The 19,776-nt window shown below is 62.5% G+C and carries 17 protein-coding genes and 2 pseudogenes; 8 read left to right on the plus strand and 11 right to left on the minus strand.

The genetic code is table 11. From position 1 onward, the window contains the following. Positions 1–57: 57 nt before the first annotated feature. The 5 genes from pcaF to pcaR all read right to left on the minus strand — a co-directional run bounded on the left by pcaF (position 58) and on the right by pcaR (position 5,647). A complete protein-coding gene (gene pcaF / locus M2D63_RS09910) occupies positions 58–1,263 on the minus strand; it encodes a 3-oxoadipyl-CoA thiolase (RefSeq protein WP_285862779.1) in 1,206 nt (401 codons plus the stop codon). Further along, positions 1,260–2,039, minus strand: a complete 780-nt coding sequence (locus M2D63_RS09915; RefSeq protein WP_285862700.1) for a CoA-transferase subunit beta — start codon at positions 2,037–2,039, stop codon at positions 1,260–1,262. Before M2D63_RS09915 ends, pcaF begins: the two co-directional genes overlap by 4 nt. Continuing rightward, complete coding sequence (locus M2D63_RS09920; protein WP_285862701.1) at positions 2,036–2,896, minus strand: CoA transferase subunit A; 861 nt, start codon at positions 2,894–2,896, stop codon at positions 2,036–2,038. The genes M2D63_RS09915 and M2D63_RS09920 overlap by 4 nt, the downstream gene beginning before the upstream one ends. A 245-nt stretch (positions 2,897–3,141) precedes the next feature. After that, on the minus strand, positions 3,142–4,488 hold the full coding sequence (locus tag M2D63_RS09925; RefSeq protein ID WP_285862702.1) for an MFS transporter: 1,347 nt from the start codon (positions 4,486–4,488) through the stop codon (positions 3,142–3,144). A gap of 283 nt (positions 4,489–4,771) precedes the next feature. Further along, positions 4,772–5,647 (minus strand): pca regulon transcriptional regulator PcaR, encoded by an 876-nt coding sequence (gene pcaR / locus M2D63_RS09930; RefSeq protein WP_285862703.1) that lies wholly within the window; start codon positions 5,645–5,647, stop codon positions 4,772–4,774. 449 nt (positions 5,648–6,096) lie between these two features. On the opposite strand from pcaR, the gene M2D63_RS09935 reads away from it, so the two are divergent. Together M2D63_RS09935 and M2D63_RS09940 are read left to right on the plus strand one after the other, a co-directional pair. Continuing rightward, positions 6,097–6,297: a hypothetical protein gene (locus M2D63_RS09935; RefSeq protein ID WP_285862704.1), complete on the plus strand. Its 201-nt coding sequence runs from the start codon at positions 6,097–6,099 to the stop codon at positions 6,295–6,297. A 341-nt stretch (positions 6,298–6,638) separates the two neighbouring features. Next, entirely contained in the window at positions 6,639–8,111 is a 1,473-nt protein-coding gene (locus M2D63_RS09940) for an inorganic phosphate transporter (RefSeq protein ID WP_285862705.1), read from the plus strand. Between the two features lie 117 nt (positions 8,112–8,228). Here the strand turns inward: M2D63_RS09940 and M2D63_RS09945 are convergent, their stop codons facing one another. Continuing rightward, a complete protein-coding gene (locus M2D63_RS09945; RefSeq protein WP_285862706.1) occupies positions 8,229–9,707 on the minus strand; it encodes a helicase HerA-like domain-containing protein in 1,479 nt (492 codons plus the stop codon). Between the two features lie 312 nt (positions 9,708–10,019). Here M2D63_RS09945 and M2D63_RS09950 point away from each other — a divergent pair. From M2D63_RS09950 to M2D63_RS09970, 5 genes and pseudogenes are all read left to right on the plus strand, one after another. Beyond that, positions 10,020–10,898, plus strand: a pseudogene (locus M2D63_RS09950) (cache domain-containing protein); the annotation flags it as partial. Positions 10,899–11,159: 261 nt separating this feature from the next. Further along, a pseudogene (locus tag M2D63_RS09955) lies at positions 11,160–11,756 on the plus strand (methyl-accepting chemotaxis protein); the annotation flags it as partial. A 141-nt stretch (positions 11,757–11,897) separates the two neighbouring features. Further along, positions 11,898–13,019, plus strand: coding sequence for a glycosyltransferase family 1 protein (locus M2D63_RS09960; protein ID WP_285862708.1), 1,122 nt, complete (start codon positions 11,898–11,900; stop codon positions 13,017–13,019). Beyond that, complete coding sequence (locus M2D63_RS09965; protein WP_285862710.1) at positions 13,012–13,770, plus strand: polysaccharide deacetylase family protein; 759 nt, start codon at positions 13,012–13,014, stop codon at positions 13,768–13,770. The genes M2D63_RS09960 and M2D63_RS09965 overlap by 8 nt, the downstream gene beginning before the upstream one ends. Continuing rightward, positions 13,770–14,774 (plus strand): lysylphosphatidylglycerol synthase transmembrane domain-containing protein, encoded by a 1,005-nt coding sequence (locus M2D63_RS09970; RefSeq protein ID WP_285862711.1) that lies wholly within the window; start codon positions 13,770–13,772, stop codon positions 14,772–14,774. The genes M2D63_RS09965 and M2D63_RS09970 overlap by 1 nt, the downstream gene beginning before the upstream one ends. Here the strand turns inward: M2D63_RS09970 and M2D63_RS09975 are convergent. Both M2D63_RS09975 and purU read right to left on the minus strand, forming a co-directional pair. Continuing rightward, positions 14,749–14,922 (minus strand): hypothetical protein, encoded by a 174-nt coding sequence (locus M2D63_RS09975; RefSeq protein ID WP_285862712.1) that lies wholly within the window; start codon positions 14,920–14,922, stop codon positions 14,749–14,751. The genes M2D63_RS09970 and M2D63_RS09975 overlap by 26 nt on opposite strands. Positions 14,923–14,945: 23 nt before the next feature. Further along, complete coding sequence (gene purU / locus M2D63_RS09980; protein WP_285862713.1) at positions 14,946–15,797, minus strand: formyltetrahydrofolate deformylase; 852 nt, start codon at positions 15,795–15,797, stop codon at positions 14,946–14,948. 314 nt (positions 15,798–16,111) lie between these two features. Here purU and mvaT point away from each other — a divergent pair, with 314 nt between their 5' ends. Next, positions 16,112–16,489 (plus strand): histone-like nucleoid-structuring protein MvaT, encoded by a 378-nt coding sequence (gene mvaT / locus M2D63_RS09985; protein WP_285862714.1) that lies wholly within the window; start codon positions 16,112–16,114, stop codon positions 16,487–16,489. A 78-nt stretch (positions 16,490–16,567) separates the two neighbouring features. On the opposite strand, the gene sbcB is transcribed toward mvaT, so the two are convergent. The 3 genes from sbcB to M2D63_RS10000 all read right to left on the minus strand — a co-directional run bounded on the left by sbcB (position 16,568) and on the right by M2D63_RS10000 (position 18,934). Beyond that, positions 16,568–17,998 carry an exodeoxyribonuclease I gene (gene sbcB, locus M2D63_RS09990; protein ID WP_285862715.1) on the minus strand — a complete coding sequence of 477 codons (1,431 nt, stop codon included), beginning with the start codon at positions 17,996–17,998 and terminating at the stop codon, positions 16,568–16,570. Between the two features lie 64 nt (positions 17,999–18,062). Beyond that, the gene (locus M2D63_RS09995; RefSeq protein WP_285862716.1) at positions 18,063–18,422 is read right to left on the minus strand and encodes a PilZ domain-containing protein; all 360 of its coding nucleotides are present in this window, start codon (positions 18,420–18,422) and stop codon (positions 18,063–18,065) included. Positions 18,423–18,547: 125 nt separating this feature from the next. Then, a complete protein-coding gene (locus M2D63_RS10000; protein WP_285862717.1) occupies positions 18,548–18,934 on the minus strand; it encodes a tol-pal system YbgF family protein in 387 nt (128 codons plus the stop codon). Positions 18,935–19,776: the final 842 nt, after the last annotated feature.

Below are 19,776 nucleotides of genomic sequence, written 5' to 3' on the forward strand. Positions count from 1 at the left end.
AACAATCACCCCGGACGAGTGACCCTGCGTGGGGGCCACCCGACCGGAGTCATTGGTTCACACTCGCTCGATGGCCAGGGCCAGGCCCTGCCCTACGCCGACGCACATGGTCGCCAGGCCCTTGCGACCGCCGGACTTCTCCAACTGGTGCAAAGCGGTGAGGATCAGGCGTGCGCCACTCATGCCCAGGGGGTGGCCCAAGGCAATGGCGCCACCGTTGGGGTTGACCTGCGGCGCATCGTCGGCCAGGCCCAGTTCGCGCAGCACGGCCAGGCCCTGGCTGGCGAAGGCTTCGTTGAGCTCGATGACATCGAAGTCGCTGACCGCCACGCCCAGGCGCTCGGTCAGCTTGCGTACCGCAGGCACCGGACCGATACCCATGACCCGCGGCGCAACGCCGGCACTGGCCATGCCCAGGACCCGGGCACGTGGGGTCAGGCCGTGTTTTTTCACTGCCTCGGCCGAAGCCAGGATCAGCGCCGCAGCACCGTCGTTGACGCCCGAGGCATTGCCGGCGGTGACGGTCTTGTCCGGGCCGTTGACCGGCTTGAGCCGGGCCAGGGCTTCGAGGGTGGTGTCAGCCCGTGGGTGCTCGTCGTGTTCGACCAGGGTCTCGCCTTTTTTGTGGGCGATACGCACCGGCACGATTTCTTCGGCGAAGAAACCGGCGGCCTGGGCCACCGCCGTGCGCTGCTGGCTGCGCAGGGCGAAGGCGTCCTGGTCGGCGCGCGAGACCTGGTAGTCGTCAGCCACGTTGTCGGCGGTCTGCGGCATGGCATCGACGCCGTACTGGGCTTTCATCAACGGGTTGATGAAGCGCCAGCCGATGGTGGTGTCTTCCAGCTTCATGTTGCGCGAGTAGGCGCTGTCGGCCTTGCCCATGACAAACGGTGCACGGGACATCGACTCGACACCGCCGGCAATCGCCAGCTCCATCTCGCCGCTGGCGATGGCTCGGAACGCCGTACCGACGGCATCCATGCCCGAGGCGCAGAGGCGGTTGAGGGTCACGCCCGGCACGCTGTCCGGCAGGCCGGCCAGCAGCAGCGCCATGCGTGCGACGTTGCGGTTGTCTTCACCGGCCTGGTTGGCGCAGCCGAGGAACACTTCGTCCAGCTGCTCCCACTGCACCTGTGGGTTGCGCTCGATCAGCGCCTTGATCGGCACCGCCGCCAGGTCGTCGGCGCGTACGCCGGCCAAGGCGCCGCCGAAGCGGCCGATGGGGGTGCGAATGGCGTCGCAGATAAATACGTCACGCATCAGGCTTCTCCTGGCGCTTGGCCGTGGGCGGCGGCGGTGCGCGCTTCCAGGTCACGCAAGGCGCTGAGTTCGACCTCGGTCGGTTCGGCGGTGGTCTCGACGTTGTCGGCAAAGCGGATGGCCCAGCCGGTCGCTGCGATGATCTGCTCGCGGGTCACGCCCGGATGGATCGCGGTGACGATGAACTCGTTGGTGCCGGCTTCCGGCTCCATGATGCACAGGTCGGTGATGATGCCCACCGGCCCCTGGCCTGGCAGGCCCAGGCGCTGACGCGAATCGCCACCCTCGCCATGACCGACCGAGGTGATGAAGTCGAGCTTGTCGACGAAGGCGCGGTTGGACTGTTTGAGGATGATCAGCACCTGCTTGGCGGAACCGGCAATCTCCGGCGCCCCGCCGGCACCTGGCAAGCGCACCTTCGGTTGATGGTAGTCACCGACCACGGTGGTGTTGATGTTGCCGAAGCGGTCGACCTGGGCAGCACCGAGGAAGCCCACGTCGATGCGTCCGCCCTGCAGCCAGTAGCGGAAGATCTCGCCGGTCGGCACCACGGTGTCGGCGGTTTCGGCCAGCTCGCCATCACCGATGGACAGCGGCAGCACGCTCGGCTTGGCACCGATCGGACCGGATTCGTAGATCAGTACCACATCCGGCGAGGACGTCAGGCGGGCCAGGTTGGCAGCCTTGGACGGCAGGCCGATGCCGACGAAGCATACGGCACCATTGCGCAGACGACGGGCTGCGGCGACGGTCATCATTTCATTGGTGGAGTAGCTCATTGTGCAGCCTCCGAAGCGCTGGCCAGTTTTGCCTTGAATTCGTTGAAGTCGGCGGTGCCGCGAATGTAGGTGTCGATCCAGGCGCTGAAGGTTTCGCGACTGCGGGCAATCGGGTCCCAGGCCTGGTAGAAGCGGTTGTCACGCTCGTAGTAACCGTGGGCGTAGGACGGGTGGGCGCCGCCAGGCACCAGGCAGACCGCCGACAGTGCCCAGGTCGGCAGTACGCAGGCGTTCATCGGTGCATTGAGGTCATCGACGATCTCTTCGACGGTGACGATGCAGCGCTTGGCCGCCAGGGCCGCTTCCTTCTGCACCCCAAGGATGCCCCAGAGCAGCACGTTGCCCTTGCGGTCGGCTTTCTGCGCGTGGATCACGGTGACGTCCGGGCGTACCGAAGGCACGGCGGCGAGCACTTCACCGGTGAACGGGCAGGTAACGCTCTTGATCAGCGGGTTGACCTTGGGCAGGTCGGAGCCGGCGTAGGCACGCAGCACCGCAAACGGCAGGCCCGAGGCACCGGCAACGTAGGCGTTGGCCAGGTCCGCGTGGCTGTGCTCCTCGATTTCCATCGCGTGCGGCCACTGTTTCTCTACCGCGTCGCGCAGGCGGTGCAGCGAGCCGACGCCAGGGTTGCCACCCCAGGAGAAAATCAGTTTGCGGGCACAACCGGCGCCGATCAGCTGGTCGTAGATCAGGTCAGGCGTCATGCGTACCAGGGTCAGCTCTTTCTTGCCCTGACGGATGATTTCATGCCCTGCGGCAGTGGGAATCAAGTGGGTGAAGCCTTCGAGGGCGACGCTGTCACCGTCGTGGACGAACTGCTTCACGGCGTCGTGGAGCGAGAGGATTTCAGCCATTGCAGACTCCTGGATATGCTGAGTCGAGGTCGGTGTGCAAGGCGCCTTGGGCGGCGCCGGTATGGGTTCCAGATTAAGGCGGGGTTTGGGTCGCTACAATCCGATAATCGACTAACTGTTCGATTATCGAACAAAATGTAATTCCTTGTGGGAGCGGGCTTGCCCCGCGACTACGATGTTTCTGGCACAACGCTATCGCGGGGCAAGCCCGCTCCCACGGAAGGCAAATCGAGCGTCGGGGTGGATCAGGTCGCGTCGGCGTGGCTGACGACGCCTTTGACGATCACCGCCACGGTGGCAAGCCCGGCCGGGATCACCAGCGCGGTCAGCACCTGCTCGAAGTTCCAGCCCAGGCCCAGCAGGGTCGCGCCCATCCAGGCACCGAGGATCGCGCCGAAACGACCGATGCCGAGCATCCAGGAAACGCCGGTGGCACGCCCTTGGGTCGGGTAGAAGCGCGCGGCCAGCGAGGGCATGGCCGACTGCGCACCGTTCACGCACATGCCGGCAATCAGCACCAGGGTCGCCAGCAGGGTGATGTTGCCCAGGCTCTGGCCGACCGCGTAGGCGAACACCCCGGCCAGCAGGTAGAAGGTGCCGATGACTTTATGCGGGTTGTAGCGGTCCATGGCCCAGCCCACCGCAACCGCGCTGAGCACGCCGCCGAACTGGAACAACGCACCGATGAAAGCCGCCTGCTCCATGCTCGCGCCGCTATCACGCATCAGCGTCGGCAGCCAGCTGGTCAGCAGGTAGACGATCACCAGGCCCATGAAATAGGTCAGCCACAGCAACAAGGTGCCGACGCTGTAGGTGCCGGAGAAGATCACCGCAAAGACGTTGCGCGCCTTGACCGTTTTCTGCTCCGGCACGCTGAAGCTCGAGGCCTGGCCGACAATGGCCGGCGCGATCGGTGCCAGGGTCTTGCGTACTTTGTCGGTGCCGCGGTTGCGCACCACCAGGTAGCGCGCCGACTCCGGCAGCCAGACCATCAGCACCAGGGCCAGCAGCAACGGCAGCACGCCACCGATCAACAGCAGGCTGTGCCAGCCGAAGGCCGGGATCAGCTTGGCGGAGATAAAGCCGCCGCCGGCCATGCCCAGGTTGAAGCCGCAGAACATGCTGGTGACCAGTAGCGACTTGAGCCGCTCGGGGGTGTATTCGGAGAGCAGCGTGGTGGCATTGGGCATGCCGGCGCCCAGGCCCAGGCCGGTCAGAAAGCGCAGCACCAGCAACTGGTCGACATTGGTGCTGTAGGCCGAGGCCAGGCTGAAGGCGCCGAACACCACCACGGCCGCCACCAGTACGATCTTGCGTCCGAAGCGGTCAGCCAGAGGCCCGGAACCCAAGGCGCCGAACACCATGCCGATCAACGCGGCACTCATGACCGGGCCCAGGCTGGCACGGTCGATACCCCAGTCCTGGGACAGCGCCGGGGCAATGAAGCCCATGGCCGCGGTATCCAGGCCATCGAGGAAAACGATCAGGAAACAGAGGATCACCACCCGCCACTGATAGCGCGACAGGGGTTGGTTATTGATGAAGGACTGCACATCAAGGCAGTTTCCGACAGCAGCTTGCGGACTGTTCATTATTTTTATCCAGTGGGAGCGCGCGGGAGTGCGGGTGCGCGGTTGAACGGCACGGACGACAGGGTGCGGGGGGCGACGCGGCAGTCAGCCGCTATGCAGTCCGTGCTCGGACAAGTGCGGGCGGTGCATCGAAGGGAAGTGGGTCATGGGGCGTACGCCTCTCGCTCATTATTATTGGCGGTCAGTGCGGGCTGACCGGTGCGAGCGACATTAATAAGGCACCCAAAGCGGCGCAATTCGATAAACGCAACTGTGTGCGTTTATCGAACAGGAAAGTGCAACATCAGACGAACAACTGGGCACTCAGGTCGCGACTGGCCGCCAGCATGATCGGCAGGAAGCGTTGCTCAAGCTCGGTACGGCTGACCCGTCCGGCGTGGGTACTGACATTGAGCGCGGCCAGTACCTGGCCGGAAGCGTCGTACACCGGCACGGCAATCGAACGCAGACCCTGTTCCAGCTCCTGGTCGACCACGCACCAGCCCTGCTGGCGAACCTGCTGAAGGCATTCGAGCAAGGCCACAGGATCGTGAATGGTACGGCTGGTCTTGGCCTGCAGGTCGGCATGCTCCAGGTACTCGTGCAGCGTCGCATCGTCCAGCGCCGCCAGCAGGATCCGCCCCATGGAGGTGCAATAGGCCGGCAACCGGCCACCCACCGAGAGGTCGACCGAAATCAGGCGCTGCACCGTGGCCGAGCGGGCGATATACAGAATGTCATCGCCTTCCAGGGTCGCCATGTTGCAGGCCTCGTGGAGCTGGTCGCTCATGCGGTCCAGGTACGGCTGGGCCGACACCGCCAAGGGTGTCGACGACAGGTAGGCATGCCCCAGGGTCAGGACCTTGGGCAACAGCGAGTAAGTCCGTCCGTCGGTCGTGGCATAGCCCAGCTTGATCAGGGTGTGCAGGCAACGACGTACGGCAGCGCGGGGAATTTCCGTACGGTGGCTGATCTGCGCGATGGTCAGGTGCCGCTTGCGTTCCTGAAACGCCTGCACCACTGCCAGGCCACGGGCCAGCGAGGTCATGAAATCCGGGTCTCCGGTGAACGCCTGGATACGCCTGGCCGGTGACGCAACGATAGGCGGCGCCAAGGAGGCAAACGAGCTGCGCACCTGATCGCTCAATCCAGATCCTTTGGGCTGTGTTTCTTCTGTCATGGTTCACCTCGGCAACACGGTCACTGGTGCGATTATCGAACCAACGACCGATAATCGCAATTGACCGATACCCTCAATTACTTATACCTTTCTACCGCCACCACGTGGCTTCTTGGAGAGACTGGTCAGGTACCCACCGTAGAAGTCCCAGGCACGGCCTTGCCCACGAAGCGAGGCCGTTTTTATTCCCCTTCGTTTCATCCCCTGGCAAAAGTGTGTGCAGGCAGGCTTCCAGCGACAATGGCGGGTGAATGCCGATCCAACCCGGGCTGTAACAAACGACATCTTTTGTTGTCATTGATCGAGCAATAGCGGCAGATACGCTGATACAACTTGCTTGCTATACTGAACATTCAAATCCACAGCCCGACAGGCCGTGTGCAAGTTGCGCATCGCGCGCCCGTGCACGCATTAATGCCCGGGTCCATTTATTACATACAGGTAGTACTGTGACGAAAGATGAACTGCGCGCGGAACTTGAGCGCCAGGAACAACGCTACAAGGAAGTTTACGGCGGGGAAGTCACCACCTACGCCGCGCAACCCGACCCTGAACGCAAGCCGTGGCGCAAACGCGCAAGTATTCGCGACCAGGCCTTCGCCCAGGAGCTGCAAAAAATAGAGAAAGAACTGAAGGGCGACGAGGCTTAACCTGCCTTCGCCCCTCCCCACCGCTTGCCTGTGGCAGGTGGAATGGCGGTTTTTTGCACAGAAAACCGCGTGCCGATCATTACCGTGTCGGCAGCAGGTCGAAACGGAATCTCACAAATTTCATACAATCGTTTGAATTTTTTCCCACAGACGACGAACGGCCTAAACCGTTAAATTTTCTCGATTTTTTCCGATTTTAGCCGGCATTTTCCTGATTCTTGCCGGTACATGCCCCTCGCACAAAGCGCTCGAACGCTCAGCACCGGTCAGCAGCAAGTGCATCGATTAGCAGGGATTTCTGGCATAATCGCGCCCCCTTATGACCGGGTCAGAAAACCTTCATGATCGATTTATTCAGCGGACTTGATGCCTGGGTACTGGTGAGCCTGCTGCTCGCTTTGACCTTCGTACTCGCCTTCGAGTTCATCAATGGCTTTCATGACACCGCAAACGCGGTCGCGACAGTCATCTATACCAAAGCCATGCCCCCGCACCTGGCGGTGTTCTTCTCCGGGGTGTTCAACTTCCTTGGCGTGCTGCTCGGCGGTGTCGGGGTGGCCTATGCCATCGTTCACCTGTTGCCGGTGGAGTTGCTGATCAATGTGAACACCGGTCATGGACTGGCCATGGTTTTCTCCTTGCTGGCCGCCGCCATCGCCTGGAACCTGGGCACCTGGTACTTCGGTATCCCGGCCTCCAGCTCCCACACCCTGATCGGCTCGATCCTCGGGGTTGGCCTGGCCAACGCCCTGATCAGCGACATCCCACTGGGTGAAGGGGTCAACTGGCAGAAGGCGATCGACATCGGCATGTCCCTGGTGCTGTCGCCCATGGCCGGCTTTGCCGTGGCTGCGCTGGTGCTGATCGGCCTGAAATGGTGGCGCCCGCTGTCGAAGATGCACAAGACGCCAGAACAGCGCCGCAAACTCGACGACAAAAAGCACCCACCGTTCTGGAACCGCCTGGTGCTGGTGATGTCGGCCATGGGCGTGAGTTTCGTGCACGGCTCCAACGACGGCCAGAAGGGTATCGGCCTGATCATGCTGGTGCTGATCGGTATCGTACCGTCCCAGTTCGTCCTCGACCTGAACAGCACCACCTACCAGATCGAGCGGACCCGCGACGCCACCCTGCACCTGAGCCAGTTCTACCAGCGCAACGAGGCGACCCTGGGTGAGTTCCTGGCCCTTGGCAAAGCCAAGGACACCGACCTGCCCGAGCAGTTCAGCTGCAACCCGCAGCAGACCGAGCCGACCATCGCGGCCCTGCTCGACTCGCTCCAGGGTGTGGCCGACTACCGTTCGCTGACCCCGGAAAAACGCGTTGAAGTGCGTCGCTACCTGCTCTGCCTGGACGACACCGCGAAGAAGGTCGGCAAGCTGCCGGGCCTGGAGAAGCGCGAGAAGGCTGACCTGGAGAAGCTGCGCAAGGACCTGACCGCCACCACCGAGTACGCGCCGTTCTGGGTGATCCTGGCCGTCGCCCTGGCCCTGGGCCTGGGTACCATGGTCGGCTGGAAGCGTGTGGTACTGACCATCGGCGAGAAGATCGGCAAGCAGGGCATGACCTACGCCCAGGGCATGTCGGCGCAGATCACCGCAGCCTGCGCCATCGGCATGGCCAACATCTTCAGCCTGCCGGTATCGACCACCCACGTATTGTCGTCGGGTGTGGCCGGTACCATGGTGGCGAACAAGAGCGGCCTGCAAGGCGGCACCGTCAAGACCATCCTGCTGGCCTGGGTCCTGACCCTGCCGGCAACCGTGGGCCTGTCGGCAACCTTGTTCTGGCTGGCGACCAAGTTCGTCGGCTGAAACACGCCCCCATGAAAAAGGCGCCTACGGGCGCCTTTTTTTTTGTGGGAGCGGGCTTGCCCCGCGATTGCGGTCTGTTTGCAACATCGCATCGCGGGGCAAGCCCGCTCCTACAGGTTACCGACGCTTGCTGCCACCGAGCAGCGACCCCATCAGGCCTCGCACCAATTGGCGACCGAACTGGTTGGCCGCCTGGCGCACCGCCGACTTGATCGCTTGCCCCGCGGCACTCTGGAGAAATTCTCCAGCCTTGTCGGCCAGGCTTTCCTCGGCGGCTGCAGGCGCCTGCTCCGGCGCCTGTGCCCCACCCTTGCGCGCCATGAGCATTTCATAGGCCGACTCGCGGTCCACCGCCTTGTCATAACGTCCGGCCAGCGGTGAAGCCGCGATCAATGCCGCACGCTCGGCCTCGCTCAGCGGCCCGATTCTCGACTGGGGCGGTGCAATCAACACACGCTGGACCATACCGGGCGTGCCCTTTTCCTGCAGAATTCCCACCAGCGCTTCGCCGATACCCAGTTCGGTCAACACACTCAAGGTGTCGAAATCCGGGTTCGGACGGAAGCCCTCGGCCACTGCTTTGAGCGACTTCTGTTCCTTGGCGGTGAAGGCGCGCAAGCCGTGCTGAATGCGCAAGCCCAGTTGCGCCAGGACATCGTCGGGCAAATCGCCCGGCGACTGGGTGACGAAGTACACCCCCACCCCCTTGGAACGGATCAGGCGCACCACCTGTTCCAGCCGGTCCTGCAGCGCCTTGGGCGTACCGTTGAACAGCAGGTGCGCTTCATCGAAGAACAACGCCAGCAACGGCTTGTCGGCATCGCCCCGCTCGGGCAGTTGCTCGAACAGTTCGGCCAGCAGCCAGAGCAGGAAGGTGGCATAGACCTTGGGCGCCTCATGCACCAGGCGGCTGGCATCGAGCAGGTGAATGCGTCCACGGCCATCGGCATCAGGGCGCAGGATATCTTCCAGCTGCAGGGCCGGCTCGCCGAACAACGCCTCGGCGCCCTGCTGCTCCAGGGTCGCCAGGCGTCGCAACAGGGCCTGGCTGGAGCCGCTGGTCATCAGCGCACTGTCTTCGCCAAGCAGTTGCGGGTTGTCCTTGAGGTGCGCAAGCAGGGCCTTGAGGTCCTTGATATCGAGCAATAGCAGGCCTTCACGGTCGGCCACCTTGAACGCGGCATAGAGCGCGGCCTGCTGACTGTCGGTCAGCTCCAGCAGGTTGCCCAGCAACAGTGGGCCCATTTCGCTCAAGGTGGTGCGCAAGGGATGGCCGGACTGACCGTTCACATCCCACAAGCTGACCGGATACGCCTTGGGCCGGTGTTCAAGCCAGGGCATGCCGGCAATGCGTTCGGCCACCTTGCCCTGAGGGTTGCCCACCGCGCCCAGGCCACACAGGTCGCCCTTGACGTCGGCGGCGAACACCGCCACGCCGGCATCGCTGAAGGCCTCGGCCATGTGCTGCAGGGTCACGGTCTTGCCGGTGCCGGTGGCGCCAGCGACCAGGCCATGGCGGTTGGCCAGGCGCATGGCTTGGCCGACCGGCTGACCACTGAGGTCCGCACCGAGAATGAACTGCGAAGAATCAGGCATGTTTTTTCACCCTCTGTTTAAGCTTTGGCTCGAATCGGCCGATATCACATTAGCGATAGACCACCAGAAAGACAGGAAAAGCCCGACAAGGACAGGGGACCTGCACTGCTTTCAACTGCTCTTTGTGCGAAAGACCCGGATAATAAGACCTTAGCGGACCGACACGTTATGAACAAAAGCCTCCGATTCAGCCACAAGATCCTGCTGGCCGCTTCCTTGATCGTCATGATCGCGTTCACCCTTTTCACTTTGTACAACGACTTCCTGCAACGCAATGCAATTCGCGAAGACCTGGAAAGTTACCTCGCACAAATGGGTGATACCACTTCGACCAACATCAAGAACCTGTTTGATGGCCGCATCATGCTGGTCCAGAACGTGGCGCAGAACATTGCCGCATTCCCGGAAAAAGAGCAGATCGGTACCCTGCTGGGCCAACAGTCCCTGGTGTCGAGCTTTTTGACTATTTACCTGGGGGACGTCGACGGCGGCTTTACCATTCGTCCGCAGACCAAGATGCCTGATGGCTACGACCCGCGAGTACGCCCCTGGTACAAGGACGGGATGGCCGCCAACGGGCCGATCCTGACCGAGCCCTATGTGGACGTCAGCACCGGCAAAATGGTGATTTCGGTGGTCACCACTGCCGCGCGCAACATCGGCGTAGTGGGCGGCGACCTGGCACTGGACGGCCTGACCGAGATCATCAACTCGCTGAACTTCGGTGGCATGGGCTATGCGTTCCTGGTCAACGACCAGGGCAAGATCCTGGTCCACCCGGACAAGAACCTGGTGATGAAGTCGCTGTCGGACCTGTTCCCGCAGAACACCCCGCGCCTGAGCAAGGACCTGAGCGAGGTTGAGCTCAATGGCGAAACCCGCCTGCTGACCTTCGCCCCGGTCAAGGGCCTGCCTTCGGCCAACTGGTACATCGGCCTGTCCGTAGACAAGGACAAGGCCTACGCAATGCTCAGCACCTTCCGCACCTCGGCTGTGATCGCCACCCTGGTTGCCGTGGTCATCATCATCGCCCTGCTCGGCCTGCTGATCCGCGTCCTGCTGCAGCCGCTGCACACCATGACCCGGGCCATGGAAGACATCGCCGAAGGCGAAGGCGATCTGACCAAGCGCCTGACTCTGCACAGCCAGGATGAATTCGGCATTCTCGGCACGGCATTCAACCGTTTCGTCGAACGTATCCACGGCTCGATCCGCGAAGTGTCCTCGGCTACCGAACAGGTCAACGAAGTTGCCCTGCGGGTGGTCAGCGCCTCCAACTCGTCGATGGTCAACTCCGACGAGCAGGCCAACCGCACCAACAGCGTTGCCGCGGCGATCAACCAGCTCGGTGCCGCTGCCCAGGAGATCGCCCACAACGCAGCGCAAGCCTCGCAACAGGCGAGCTCGGCACGCCACCTGGCCGAAGAAGGCCAGCAAGTGGTCGATCGCAGCATCCAGGCGATGAACCGTCTGTCGGACCTGATCTGCACCTCCAGCTCGCACATCGAGACCCTCAACAGCAAGACCGTGAACATCGGCCAGATCCTTGAGGTCATCACCAGCATCTCCCAGCAGACCAACCTGCTGGCCCTCAACGCGGCCATCGAGGCAGCGCGGGCCGGTGAGGCTGGTCGTGGTTTTGCCGTGGTCGCCGATGAAGTACGCAACCTGGCGCACCGTACCCAGGAGTCGGCGCAACAGGTGCAGAACATGATCGAGGAGCTGCAGGTCGGCGCCCGCGAGTCGGTCGACACCATGAGCCAGAGCCAGCGCCACAGCCAGGACAGCGTGGACATCGCCAACCAGGCCGGCGAGCGCCTGGGCAGCGTGACCTTGCGTATCGGCGAGATCGACGGCATGAACCAGTCGGTGGCCACCGCCACCGAAGAGCAGACCGCCGTGGTCGATTCGATCAACATGGACATCAACGAAATCAATATGCTCAACCAGGAAGGGGTCGAGAACCTGCAGTCGACCCTGCGCGCCTGCGCCGACCTTGAGCAACAGGCCAGCCGCCTGAAACACCTGGTCGGCAGCTTCCGTATCTGAGCCCCCGGGCAGCGGCGCCCGCCGCTGCCCCTCCCCTGCATCGCGATCGAACAAACTATCCTTAATAGAGGTCAACCTTAGGGCGCGTCATTCCGTGCACAACTGTGGCGGCGGACGCACCCTGAAGACGATCTCGGAGGGATGCTGATCGTGCACATCGCTGACATCACCATGTTCTACGCCCCGGCCAGTGGCGGTGTGCGTACCTATCTTGATGCCAAACATCGCCGCCTGGGACAGACGTCCGGTGTACGCCACAGCCTGTTGATCCCCGGCGCCAGTGCCCGCCACGCCAATGGCATCTACCAGGTGCCGGCGCCGGCCCTGCCCTTCGGCAACGGCTATCGCTTTCCACTGCGCCTGGCCCCCTGGCGCAACGTGCTGCACGACCTGCAACCGGACCTGATCGAAGTCGGCGACCCCTACCTGACCGCCTGGGCCGCCCTGGACGCACGGCGCCAACTCGATGTGCCGGTGATCGGTTTCTATCATTCCGACCTGCCGCTTTTGGTCAGCAACCGCATGGGCAACTGGTTCACGCCCAACGTCGAGGCCTACGTCAGCAAACTGTATGGCAATTTCGACCGTGTCCTTGCCCCAAGCCAGGTCATGGCCAACAAGCTGCGCAGGCTGGGCATCGGCAATGTGCATGTGCAACGCCTGGGTGTGGACCTGTCCACCTTCCATCCGCGGCACCGCGACGACACCTTGCGCCAGCAGTTGCAGCTTGCCGACAGCACGCGCCTGCTGGTGTTTGCCGGTCGCGGCTCGCGGGAAAAGAACCTGCCGGTTTTGCTCGACTGCATGCAGCGACTGGGCAGGCACTATCACCTGTTGCTGGTCGGTTCGCACATGCCAACCAGCGTCCCGGCCAATGTCACAGTCATCGACCACTTCTGCCCCGCCCATGAGGTCGCCCGGTTGCTGGCCAGCGCCGACGCCCTGGTGCATGCGGGCGATCAGGAAACCTTCGGCCTGGTCATCCTCGAAGCCATGGCCAGCGCGACTCCGGTGATTGCCGTCGCCGCCGGCGCGTTCGTAGAGATCATCGACCCGCGTTGCGGCCGCCTGTGCCGGCCCAATGACGGCCAGGCCATGGCCAGTGCCGTGCGCGAGGTGTTCGACCAGGGCGCAGAGCAACTCGGGCTGCAGGCGCGCCATCACGCCGAACAGCACTACGCCTGGGACACCGTGGTCAACGGCCTGCTTGCCCATTACCGGGCCGTGCTCGGCCACGGCCTGCCGGTACGTGCCCATGCCTGACCCGGCCGTTGGGCGCAGCCTGTTGCTGGTGCTGCATGACGTGGCGCCGCAGACCTGGCCGGATTACCAGCCCTTTGTCGAAGCCGTCGATAGACTGGGCAATATTCCCATGACCTGGCTGGTGGTCCCGGACTTTCACCAGCATGATCCGCTGGTGCTGGCCGCAGGCTTTCGGCAGATGCTCGACCGGCGCGTGCAACGCGGTGACGAACTGGCCCTGCATGGCTATTACCATGCCGACGACAGCCCGCCGCCCCACTCGCCCCGCGACTACTTCATGCGCCGCATCTATACCCACGAAGGCGAGTTCTACAGCCTCGACCGCGCTGTCGCCCTGGAGCGCCTGCAGGCCGGGATGGATCTGTTCCAGCGCTTCGGCTGGCCGCTGGCCGGCTTCGTCGCCCCGGCCTGGCTGATGAGCGAAGGCACCCGCCAGGCACTTCAATCCCTGCCCTTGCAGTACACCAGCGATCCCGGGCACCTGTACCGCTTGCCGGATTTCACCCCGATCTGCGCCCCAGGGCTGGTCTGGAGCGCCCGCAGCGCCTGGCGCCGGGGCTTGTCACGGCTGGCCTGTGACTGCCAGGCCGTGCGCCTCGAACAGGCGCCGGTGATACGCCTGGGCCTGCATCCGGTGGACATGCGTCATGGTTTCGCCCGCCGCTACTGGATGCATACCTTGCAGCAGCTGTTGCAGCAGGGCCGCACGCCCCTGACCAAGTCCGCCTGGCTGGCCGGCAGGCAGGCGTGATGAGGCGCGCGCTCTGGCTGCTGCTGGCGTTATTGATGGCGCTGCTGGTGCCTGCGCTACTCGGCGGAACGGATTTGCCGGCACGTTTGCGCGCCTTCGCCCCCGGCCTGTTGCTGGGGTTGCTGGGCATGATCCTGCTGTGCTGGGTCATCAATGCCATTCGCCTGCGCCTGTTGTTGGGCAGCCAGGGTAGCAACCTGGGCCGGATCAGGAGCCTGGGCGTGATCATGGCCACCGAGTTCGCGATCTGCACCACGCCTGGCGGCAGCGGCGGACCGTTGACCCTGATGGCGCTGCTGGCCCGCGACCGCATCGGGCCGGCGCGCAGCGGTGCAGTGTTCGCCGCTGACCAGATCAACGATTTGCTGTTCTTCCTTTGCGCCCTGCTGGGGATCGCCGGCTACGCCCTGTTCCACAGCCTGAACCGCAGCCTGGAGGAAATGCTCGCCGGCAGCGTCTTGCTGATGCTGGGCGTACTGGCAGGTACGGTGGCACTGGTCAGCTGTCGACGGCGACTACTGCGGCTCAATGGCCGACTGCTGCGCAAGCTGAGGGTATCCGCTGCCCGGCGCCGACGCTGGACGCGTAAAGCGCTGCATTTCTTCCGCGCCCTGGCCGACACCTGGCGCCTGCCCAAGCGCACCCTGGCCCTGGTGTTCGCCTTGACTTGCGTGCATTGGGGACTGCGCTACAGCGTGCTGTACCTGGCCCTGCGCGGGTTGGGCGTGGACCTGCAATGGATACTGAGCTTCCTGGTGCAGGTACTCTCGCTCAGCGCCGGACAGTTCAGCCTGCTGCCCGGAGGTGCCGGCGCCGCCGAACTGACGTCGGCCAGCCTGCTGACGCCGCTGGTGGGCAAATCCACGGCTGCGGCGGCCATCGTGATCTGGCGGGCAGTGACCTACTACTTTTACCTGATCGCCGGTGGCCCGGTATTTCTTTGCCTGCTCGGCCGCCCATTGCTTGAGCGTTGGCGCCTCAATCAGGCACGGGTGCGTCGCTAGGCCCCTGCAATTGCTCCCACAACTGGGCGGCACCGGGGAAATCGGTGCCGTCGTCTGTGTCCAGCGCAGCCGGGTCGTAGCGGCTCAGGCAGCCCTCGCCGAGGGTCGGCGGGGCCTTGGAGGTTGCTCTGTCGAAGGGATCGGCCATGCTGCAACCTCCTGCCACGGTGCTTAGTTGAACACCACGGTCTTGTTGCCGTGTACCAGCACGCGGTCTTCCAGGTGATAGCGCAGGCCACGGGCCAGGACCATCTTCTCGACATCACGGCCGAAGCGGACCATGTCCTCGATGCTGTCGCTGTGGCTGACGCGCACCACGTCCTGCTCGATGATCGGGCCGGCATCCAGTTCTTCGGTCACGTAGTGGCAGGTGGCACCGATCAGTTTCACCCCGCGCAGGGAAGCCTGGTGATACGGCTTGGCGCCGACGAAGGACGGCAGGAAGCTGTGGTGGATGTTGATCACCTGCTGGGCATACTCCTGGCACAGTTGCGGCGGCAGGATCTGCATGTAGCGGGCCAGCACCACGACGTCGGCACCGTGCTCCTTGACCAGGCGCGAGACTTCGGCGAACGCCGGTTGCTTGTCTTGCGGATCGACCGGAACGTGGAAGAACGGGATGCCATGCCACTCGACCATGCTGCGCAGGTCATTGTGGTTGGAGATCACGCACGGGATGTCGCACTCCAGCTCCTTGGCGTGCCAGCGGTGCAGGAGATCGGCCAGGCAGTGGGATTCACGGCTGGCCATCAGCACCACGCGTTTTTTCTGGTCGGTATCGGTAATGCGCCAGACCATGGAAAACTCTTCGGCAATCGGCGCGAACGCCTCGCGGAACGCCTCGATGCCGAAGGGCAGGCTCTCGGCGCGAATTTCGTGGCGCATGAAGAACCAACCGCTCTGCTCATCGGAGTGATGGCTCGCTTCGTTGATCCAGCCGTTATAGGACGCCAGAAAATTACTGACTTTGGCGACGATGCCAACGCGGTCGGGGCAAGCAATCACCAGCCGGTAGGTGCGCATGAAAGAGACTCCAGAAACTTCGCAAAGGCGCACATTCTAGCGAGTGCCCGGAAAAACTGCAGTAGGCAATGCAGGCGTCCTGTCGCCCGCGTCTGCCGGGCGTGATTGACGGGGCAAGGCCACAGACCGTACCGGGTGACGGCCAAGTTGGGTGTTATCGGAGCGCATTAGTTTGTAAATTTTTCTTAATGTTTTTTATCGAAACGATTAACTCATGCCCGGTTAATTGCCCAGTTTAATGTTTACTTGGCACTACGCTCTGACTATTATTGGGCCCACTGTCTACCTGACACCTCATTCCCAAGGAATAGCCAATGTCCCTGATCAACGAATATCGCGCCACAGAAGAAGCCATCAAAGAACTGCAAGCCCGCCTGGCCAACCTGTCGAATGACGACAAGCTGAAGAAAGAGCTGGAGTTCGAAGGCAAACTGCGCAACCTGATGGGCGAATATTCGAAATCGCTGCGCGATATCATTGCGCTGCTTGACCCAGAAGCCAAATCGGTGAAAGCACCACGTGGCGCTGTTAAAACTACCGGCACCAAGCGTGCACGCAAGGTCAAGCAATACAAGAACCCGCACAACGGTGAAGTCATCGAGACCAAAGGCGGCAACCACAAGACCCTGAAAGAGTGGAAAGCCAAATGGGGTGGCGATGTGGTTGAAGGCTGGGCAACCCTGCTGGGTTAATCGCCTGCCAGCGCAACCTGATGTTGCACTGATAAAAAAACGCCAGCTTGCTGGCGTTTTTTTATTGTCACTTGCCGCTCAAAGCCCAAACTGCAACTTCAGCCCCTGGGCATGGGTTCGCCACTGCCCGAGCAACTCCCGCTGCGCGGCATCGGCGCTGTCCCAGCAGCCCTGCAGGGCCTGCTCGAAATCCCCCAGGGTGTTCGGTGCGCCCATCTGCGGATCGCAAAGGCGCTGCTGGCAGAACAATTGCCAGCGTTGCAGCTCCTGCTCATTCAAGGTCTCGATGAAATTGCGCGCACGGTAGCGAAACAGCAATTCAGGCAATCGTTCATCATCGAACATCCAGTGTCCCTGGCCCAATTGCTGCGGGTCGACACTGCGGACTTGTTCGCACAGGCGTCTATCCCGATCGCCGATAAAGCCGTCATACAACTGCTGCTCAGGATCCTCACACGGGGCAAACTCTTCCTCGCGATAGATTGCCTGCAGTTTGTCTTGCCAGAGGGATTGAGCCGCACTCAGGTTCAATGCCCGCGCTTTCAGCAAGGACATATCCAGGCCCAGGCGTTGCTGATCTTGTTCACGCAATACGGCCAACGGCGCAACCACCGGGCAGCGATTGATATGCACCAACTTCAAGGGCACCGGTAATTGTCCCTCAAGCATTTCATCACGTCGGCTGTATAAACGCTGACGTAACGTATCGCCTTCTTCCTGCAACAATGGCTGCGGGTCCAGGTGCAGGTCACAGACAATCAGGGCATTGCGGTTACGTGGGTGCCAGGCTAATGGCAAAACGACACCTAGGTAGTTGCGCTCAGCAGAGAAACGCCCGGAAATATGCACCAGCGGCTGAAGCAGGCGAATCTGATCCAGAACTTTCTGTTTACTGCGTAATTGAATCAACCAGTCATAGAGTTTCGGCTGTTTCTGTCGAATCAAACGTGCGAGGGCGATGGTAGCCCGCACATCGCTGAGCGCTTCGTGCGCCTGGCCATGGTCGATGCCGTTGGCGGCGGTCAGCAACTCCAGGCGCAGGCTGGTCCGCCCGTCCTGCTGCGGCCAGACGATGCCATCGGGGCGCAGGGCATAGGCTGCCCGCACCACATCGATCAGATCCCAGCGGCTGTTGCCGCCTTGCCATTCGCGGGCATAAGGATCGAAAAAGTTGCGGTACAGGCTGTAGCGGGTGACCTCGTCGTCGAATCGCAGGCTGTTGTAGCCGGCCCCACAGGTGCCCGGGCGGGCCAGCTCGGCATGCACCCGGGTCATGAATTCGGCTTCACGCAAACCGCGACTGGCCAATTGCGCCGGCGTGATTCCGGTGACCAGGCAGGCGGCCGGATGGGGCAGGATGTCATCGCTGGGTTGGCAATACAGATTGACCGGGGCTTCGATCTCGTTGAGGTCGAGATCGGTGCGCACCCCGGCCACCTGCAGTGGCCGGTCATTGCGTGGGTTGATACCGGTGGTTTCGTAGTCGTGCCAGAAGATGCTGGAGCTCACGGGGTCGTCCTGAACAGAAGATCGACCAGAGTCTAGGGCCAGTCGCCGGTCACGGCCAGCCTGATCAGGCCGAGGCGTTCAACGGATGGAAGCTGAAATAGCCGCGCAGGGCGTGCACCAATTGCTCGTACTCACGAGGGGCCTGCAACAGCATGAAGCCGGAATCGTAATGGCCCGGGGTCTGGTCTTCGTGGCACCACAGGCAACTGGCGGTGAGGTTGATCAGGTGCACGCCACCCCGGCGGACCGGTACTTTGAGTTGCAACTCGAAATCCGGGCCGACCAGCATGGGCAGCTGGCTGATCAGCATCAGGCCGTCTTCGGACACGTTACCCAGGTAGCCGATGGGCTGATCGGTATAGCGGTTGAAGACTTTGAGGAAGTAAGGGAGCTGATGACGCTCGATGTGGCGCTCGTCAAACATGGTCGGTATCGCTGTCGGAGACCCTTTAGCAGGGTCGCGCTAGTGCTGCTGATTTACCTGTGCTTCAGCAACAAGATTAGCGCAACCTGTCCCCTGCGTCACAATGCGTCTCATGCTCTTTAGTATTAACGCCAAGGCGTGGTGGTGGCCGGTCGGGCTATGGCCGCTTCGCCACTACGCAGATGGCCCAGTTGCTCCAGGGTCTGCAGGCGGGCACGGGCGCGGTAGGCGTATTCGTTCTGCGGGTAGCGGGCGATGATGTACTGGTAGGTCTGGGCGGCATCGACGTAGAGCTTCTGGCGCTCCAGGCACTGGCCGCGCAGCATCGAGACTTCCGGGTGGATGAACGGTCGTGCGCGGCTGGTGCGGTCGACCTGCGACAGTTCGAGCATGACGCGCTCGCAGTTGCCACGGTCGTAGGCGCGGTAGGCGTTGTTCAGATGATGGTCCATCGACCAGCGGGTGCAGCCGACGACACTGGTCGCCAGGGCTAGAACGATCAAGGCTCGCATGGGGGGATCTCCTTTAATGAGCAGTGTATCGGCGTTTGCTGGCAAATCTATAGGTGGGCCTGGTTCTGTGGTGGCTTGTGATGGTTTGTGAAGGCTTCCAGTTCTGGGGGCTTATCCATTTGCCATGGCGGCGCTGATTCACCTTTCCGCCCTTACGGCGGGCTACTTTGTCGTGGCAAAGTAGCCAAACCGTGCGTCCCTGCATACGGCCCTACGCTGCGCTTCGGGTCCCTTCCCTCCGGCATTGCTCCCGCTGGGGCGCACCGACGGGCCGTCCCTGGCCCGACGGTGCTTGCAGGCCATCCATGGCCTGCACCCAGCTCCGCAATACCTCCGCTCAGCCTCCTGAAGGGACGAATCGTGTCGTCTGGACTGACGATGTACGATCAGCAAAAGCAAAAGCAAAGAAGAACCATCGCTTCGCTCCGCTATTGCTCTTGCTTCTGAGCACGCGATATTCCAGGCGCCACCAATCGTCCCTTCAGGAGGCCGAGTGGAACCCTTGCGTAGTGGGGCGACGGCCATGGATGGCCGGCGAGCGCCGCAGGGCCAGGGACGGCCCTTCGGCGCGCCCCCGCGGGAGCAAGGGTGGAAGGAGGGAACCCGAAGCGAAGCGTAGGGCCGGATGCAGGGACAGGGCGTTTTTGGTTACTTTTGCCGCCAAGCAAAAGTGACCCGCCGTAAGGGCGGAAAGGTGAATCAGCGTCACCCTGGCAAATGGATAAAACCACCACTCAACTGCCAACGTTCTACCCGCCCAACCGACTCGCGCCCCGTTCAAACGCCCCACGTCCCCTCGAGCAGGTAGTGCAAAGGAACAATGACTACAGCGAAATTCCAGA

Origin of the sequence: Pseudomonas sp. BJa5 (genome assembly GCF_030272875.2) — a bacterium.
Classification (GTDB): Bacteria; Pseudomonadota; Gammaproteobacteria; order Pseudomonadales; family Pseudomonadaceae; genus Aquipseudomonas.

What these genes read in the sequence shown, in the direction of transcription:
- pcaR (WP_285862703.1), bottom strand. Translation starts at nt 5,647, where the DNA reads ATGACAGAAGAAACACAGCCCAAAGGATCTGGATTGAGCGATCAGGTG.
- M2D63_RS09960 (WP_285862708.1), top strand. Translation starts at nt 11,898, where the DNA reads ATGCTGATCGTGCACATCGCTGACATCACCATGTTCTACGCCCCGGCC.
- mvaT (WP_285862714.1), top strand. Translation starts at nt 16,112, where the DNA reads ATGTCCCTGATCAACGAATATCGCGCCACAGAAGAAGCCATCAAAGAA.
- M2D63_RS09975 (WP_285862712.1), bottom strand. Translation starts at nt 14,922, where the DNA reads ATGGCCGATCCCTTCGACAGAGCAACCTCCAAGGCCCCGCCGACCCTC.
- M2D63_RS09965 (WP_285862710.1), top strand. Translation starts at nt 13,012, where the DNA reads ATGCCTGACCCGGCCGTTGGGCGCAGCCTGTTGCTGGTGCTGCATGAC.
- M2D63_RS09970 (WP_285862711.1), top strand. Translation starts at nt 13,770, where the DNA reads ATGAGGCGCGCGCTCTGGCTGCTGCTGGCGTTATTGATGGCGCTGCTG.
- M2D63_RS09945 (WP_285862706.1), bottom strand. Translation starts at nt 9,707, where the DNA reads ATGCCTGATTCTTCGCAGTTCATTCTCGGTGCGGACCTCAGTGGTCAG.
- M2D63_RS10000 (WP_285862717.1), bottom strand. Translation starts at nt 18,934, where the DNA reads ATGCGAGCCTTGATCGTTCTAGCCCTGGCGACCAGTGTCGTCGGCTGC.
- purU (WP_285862713.1), bottom strand. Translation starts at nt 15,797, where the DNA reads ATGCGCACCTACCGGCTGGTGATTGCTTGCCCCGACCGCGTTGGCATC.
- M2D63_RS09920 (WP_285862701.1), bottom strand. Translation starts at nt 2,896, where the DNA reads ATGGCTGAAATCCTCTCGCTCCACGACGCCGTGAAGCAGTTCGTCCAC.
- M2D63_RS09940 (WP_285862705.1), top strand. Translation starts at nt 6,639, where the DNA reads ATGATCGATTTATTCAGCGGACTTGATGCCTGGGTACTGGTGAGCCTG.
- M2D63_RS09925 (WP_285862702.1), bottom strand. Translation starts at nt 4,488, where the DNA reads ATGAACAGTCCGCAAGCTGCTGTCGGAAACTGCCTTGATGTGCAGTCC.
- M2D63_RS09995 (WP_285862716.1), bottom strand. Translation starts at nt 18,422, where the DNA reads ATGTTTGACGAGCGCCACATCGAGCGTCATCAGCTCCCTTACTTCCTC.
- M2D63_RS09915 (WP_285862700.1), bottom strand. Translation starts at nt 2,039, where the DNA reads ATGAGCTACTCCACCAATGAAATGATGACCGTCGCCGCAGCCCGTCGT.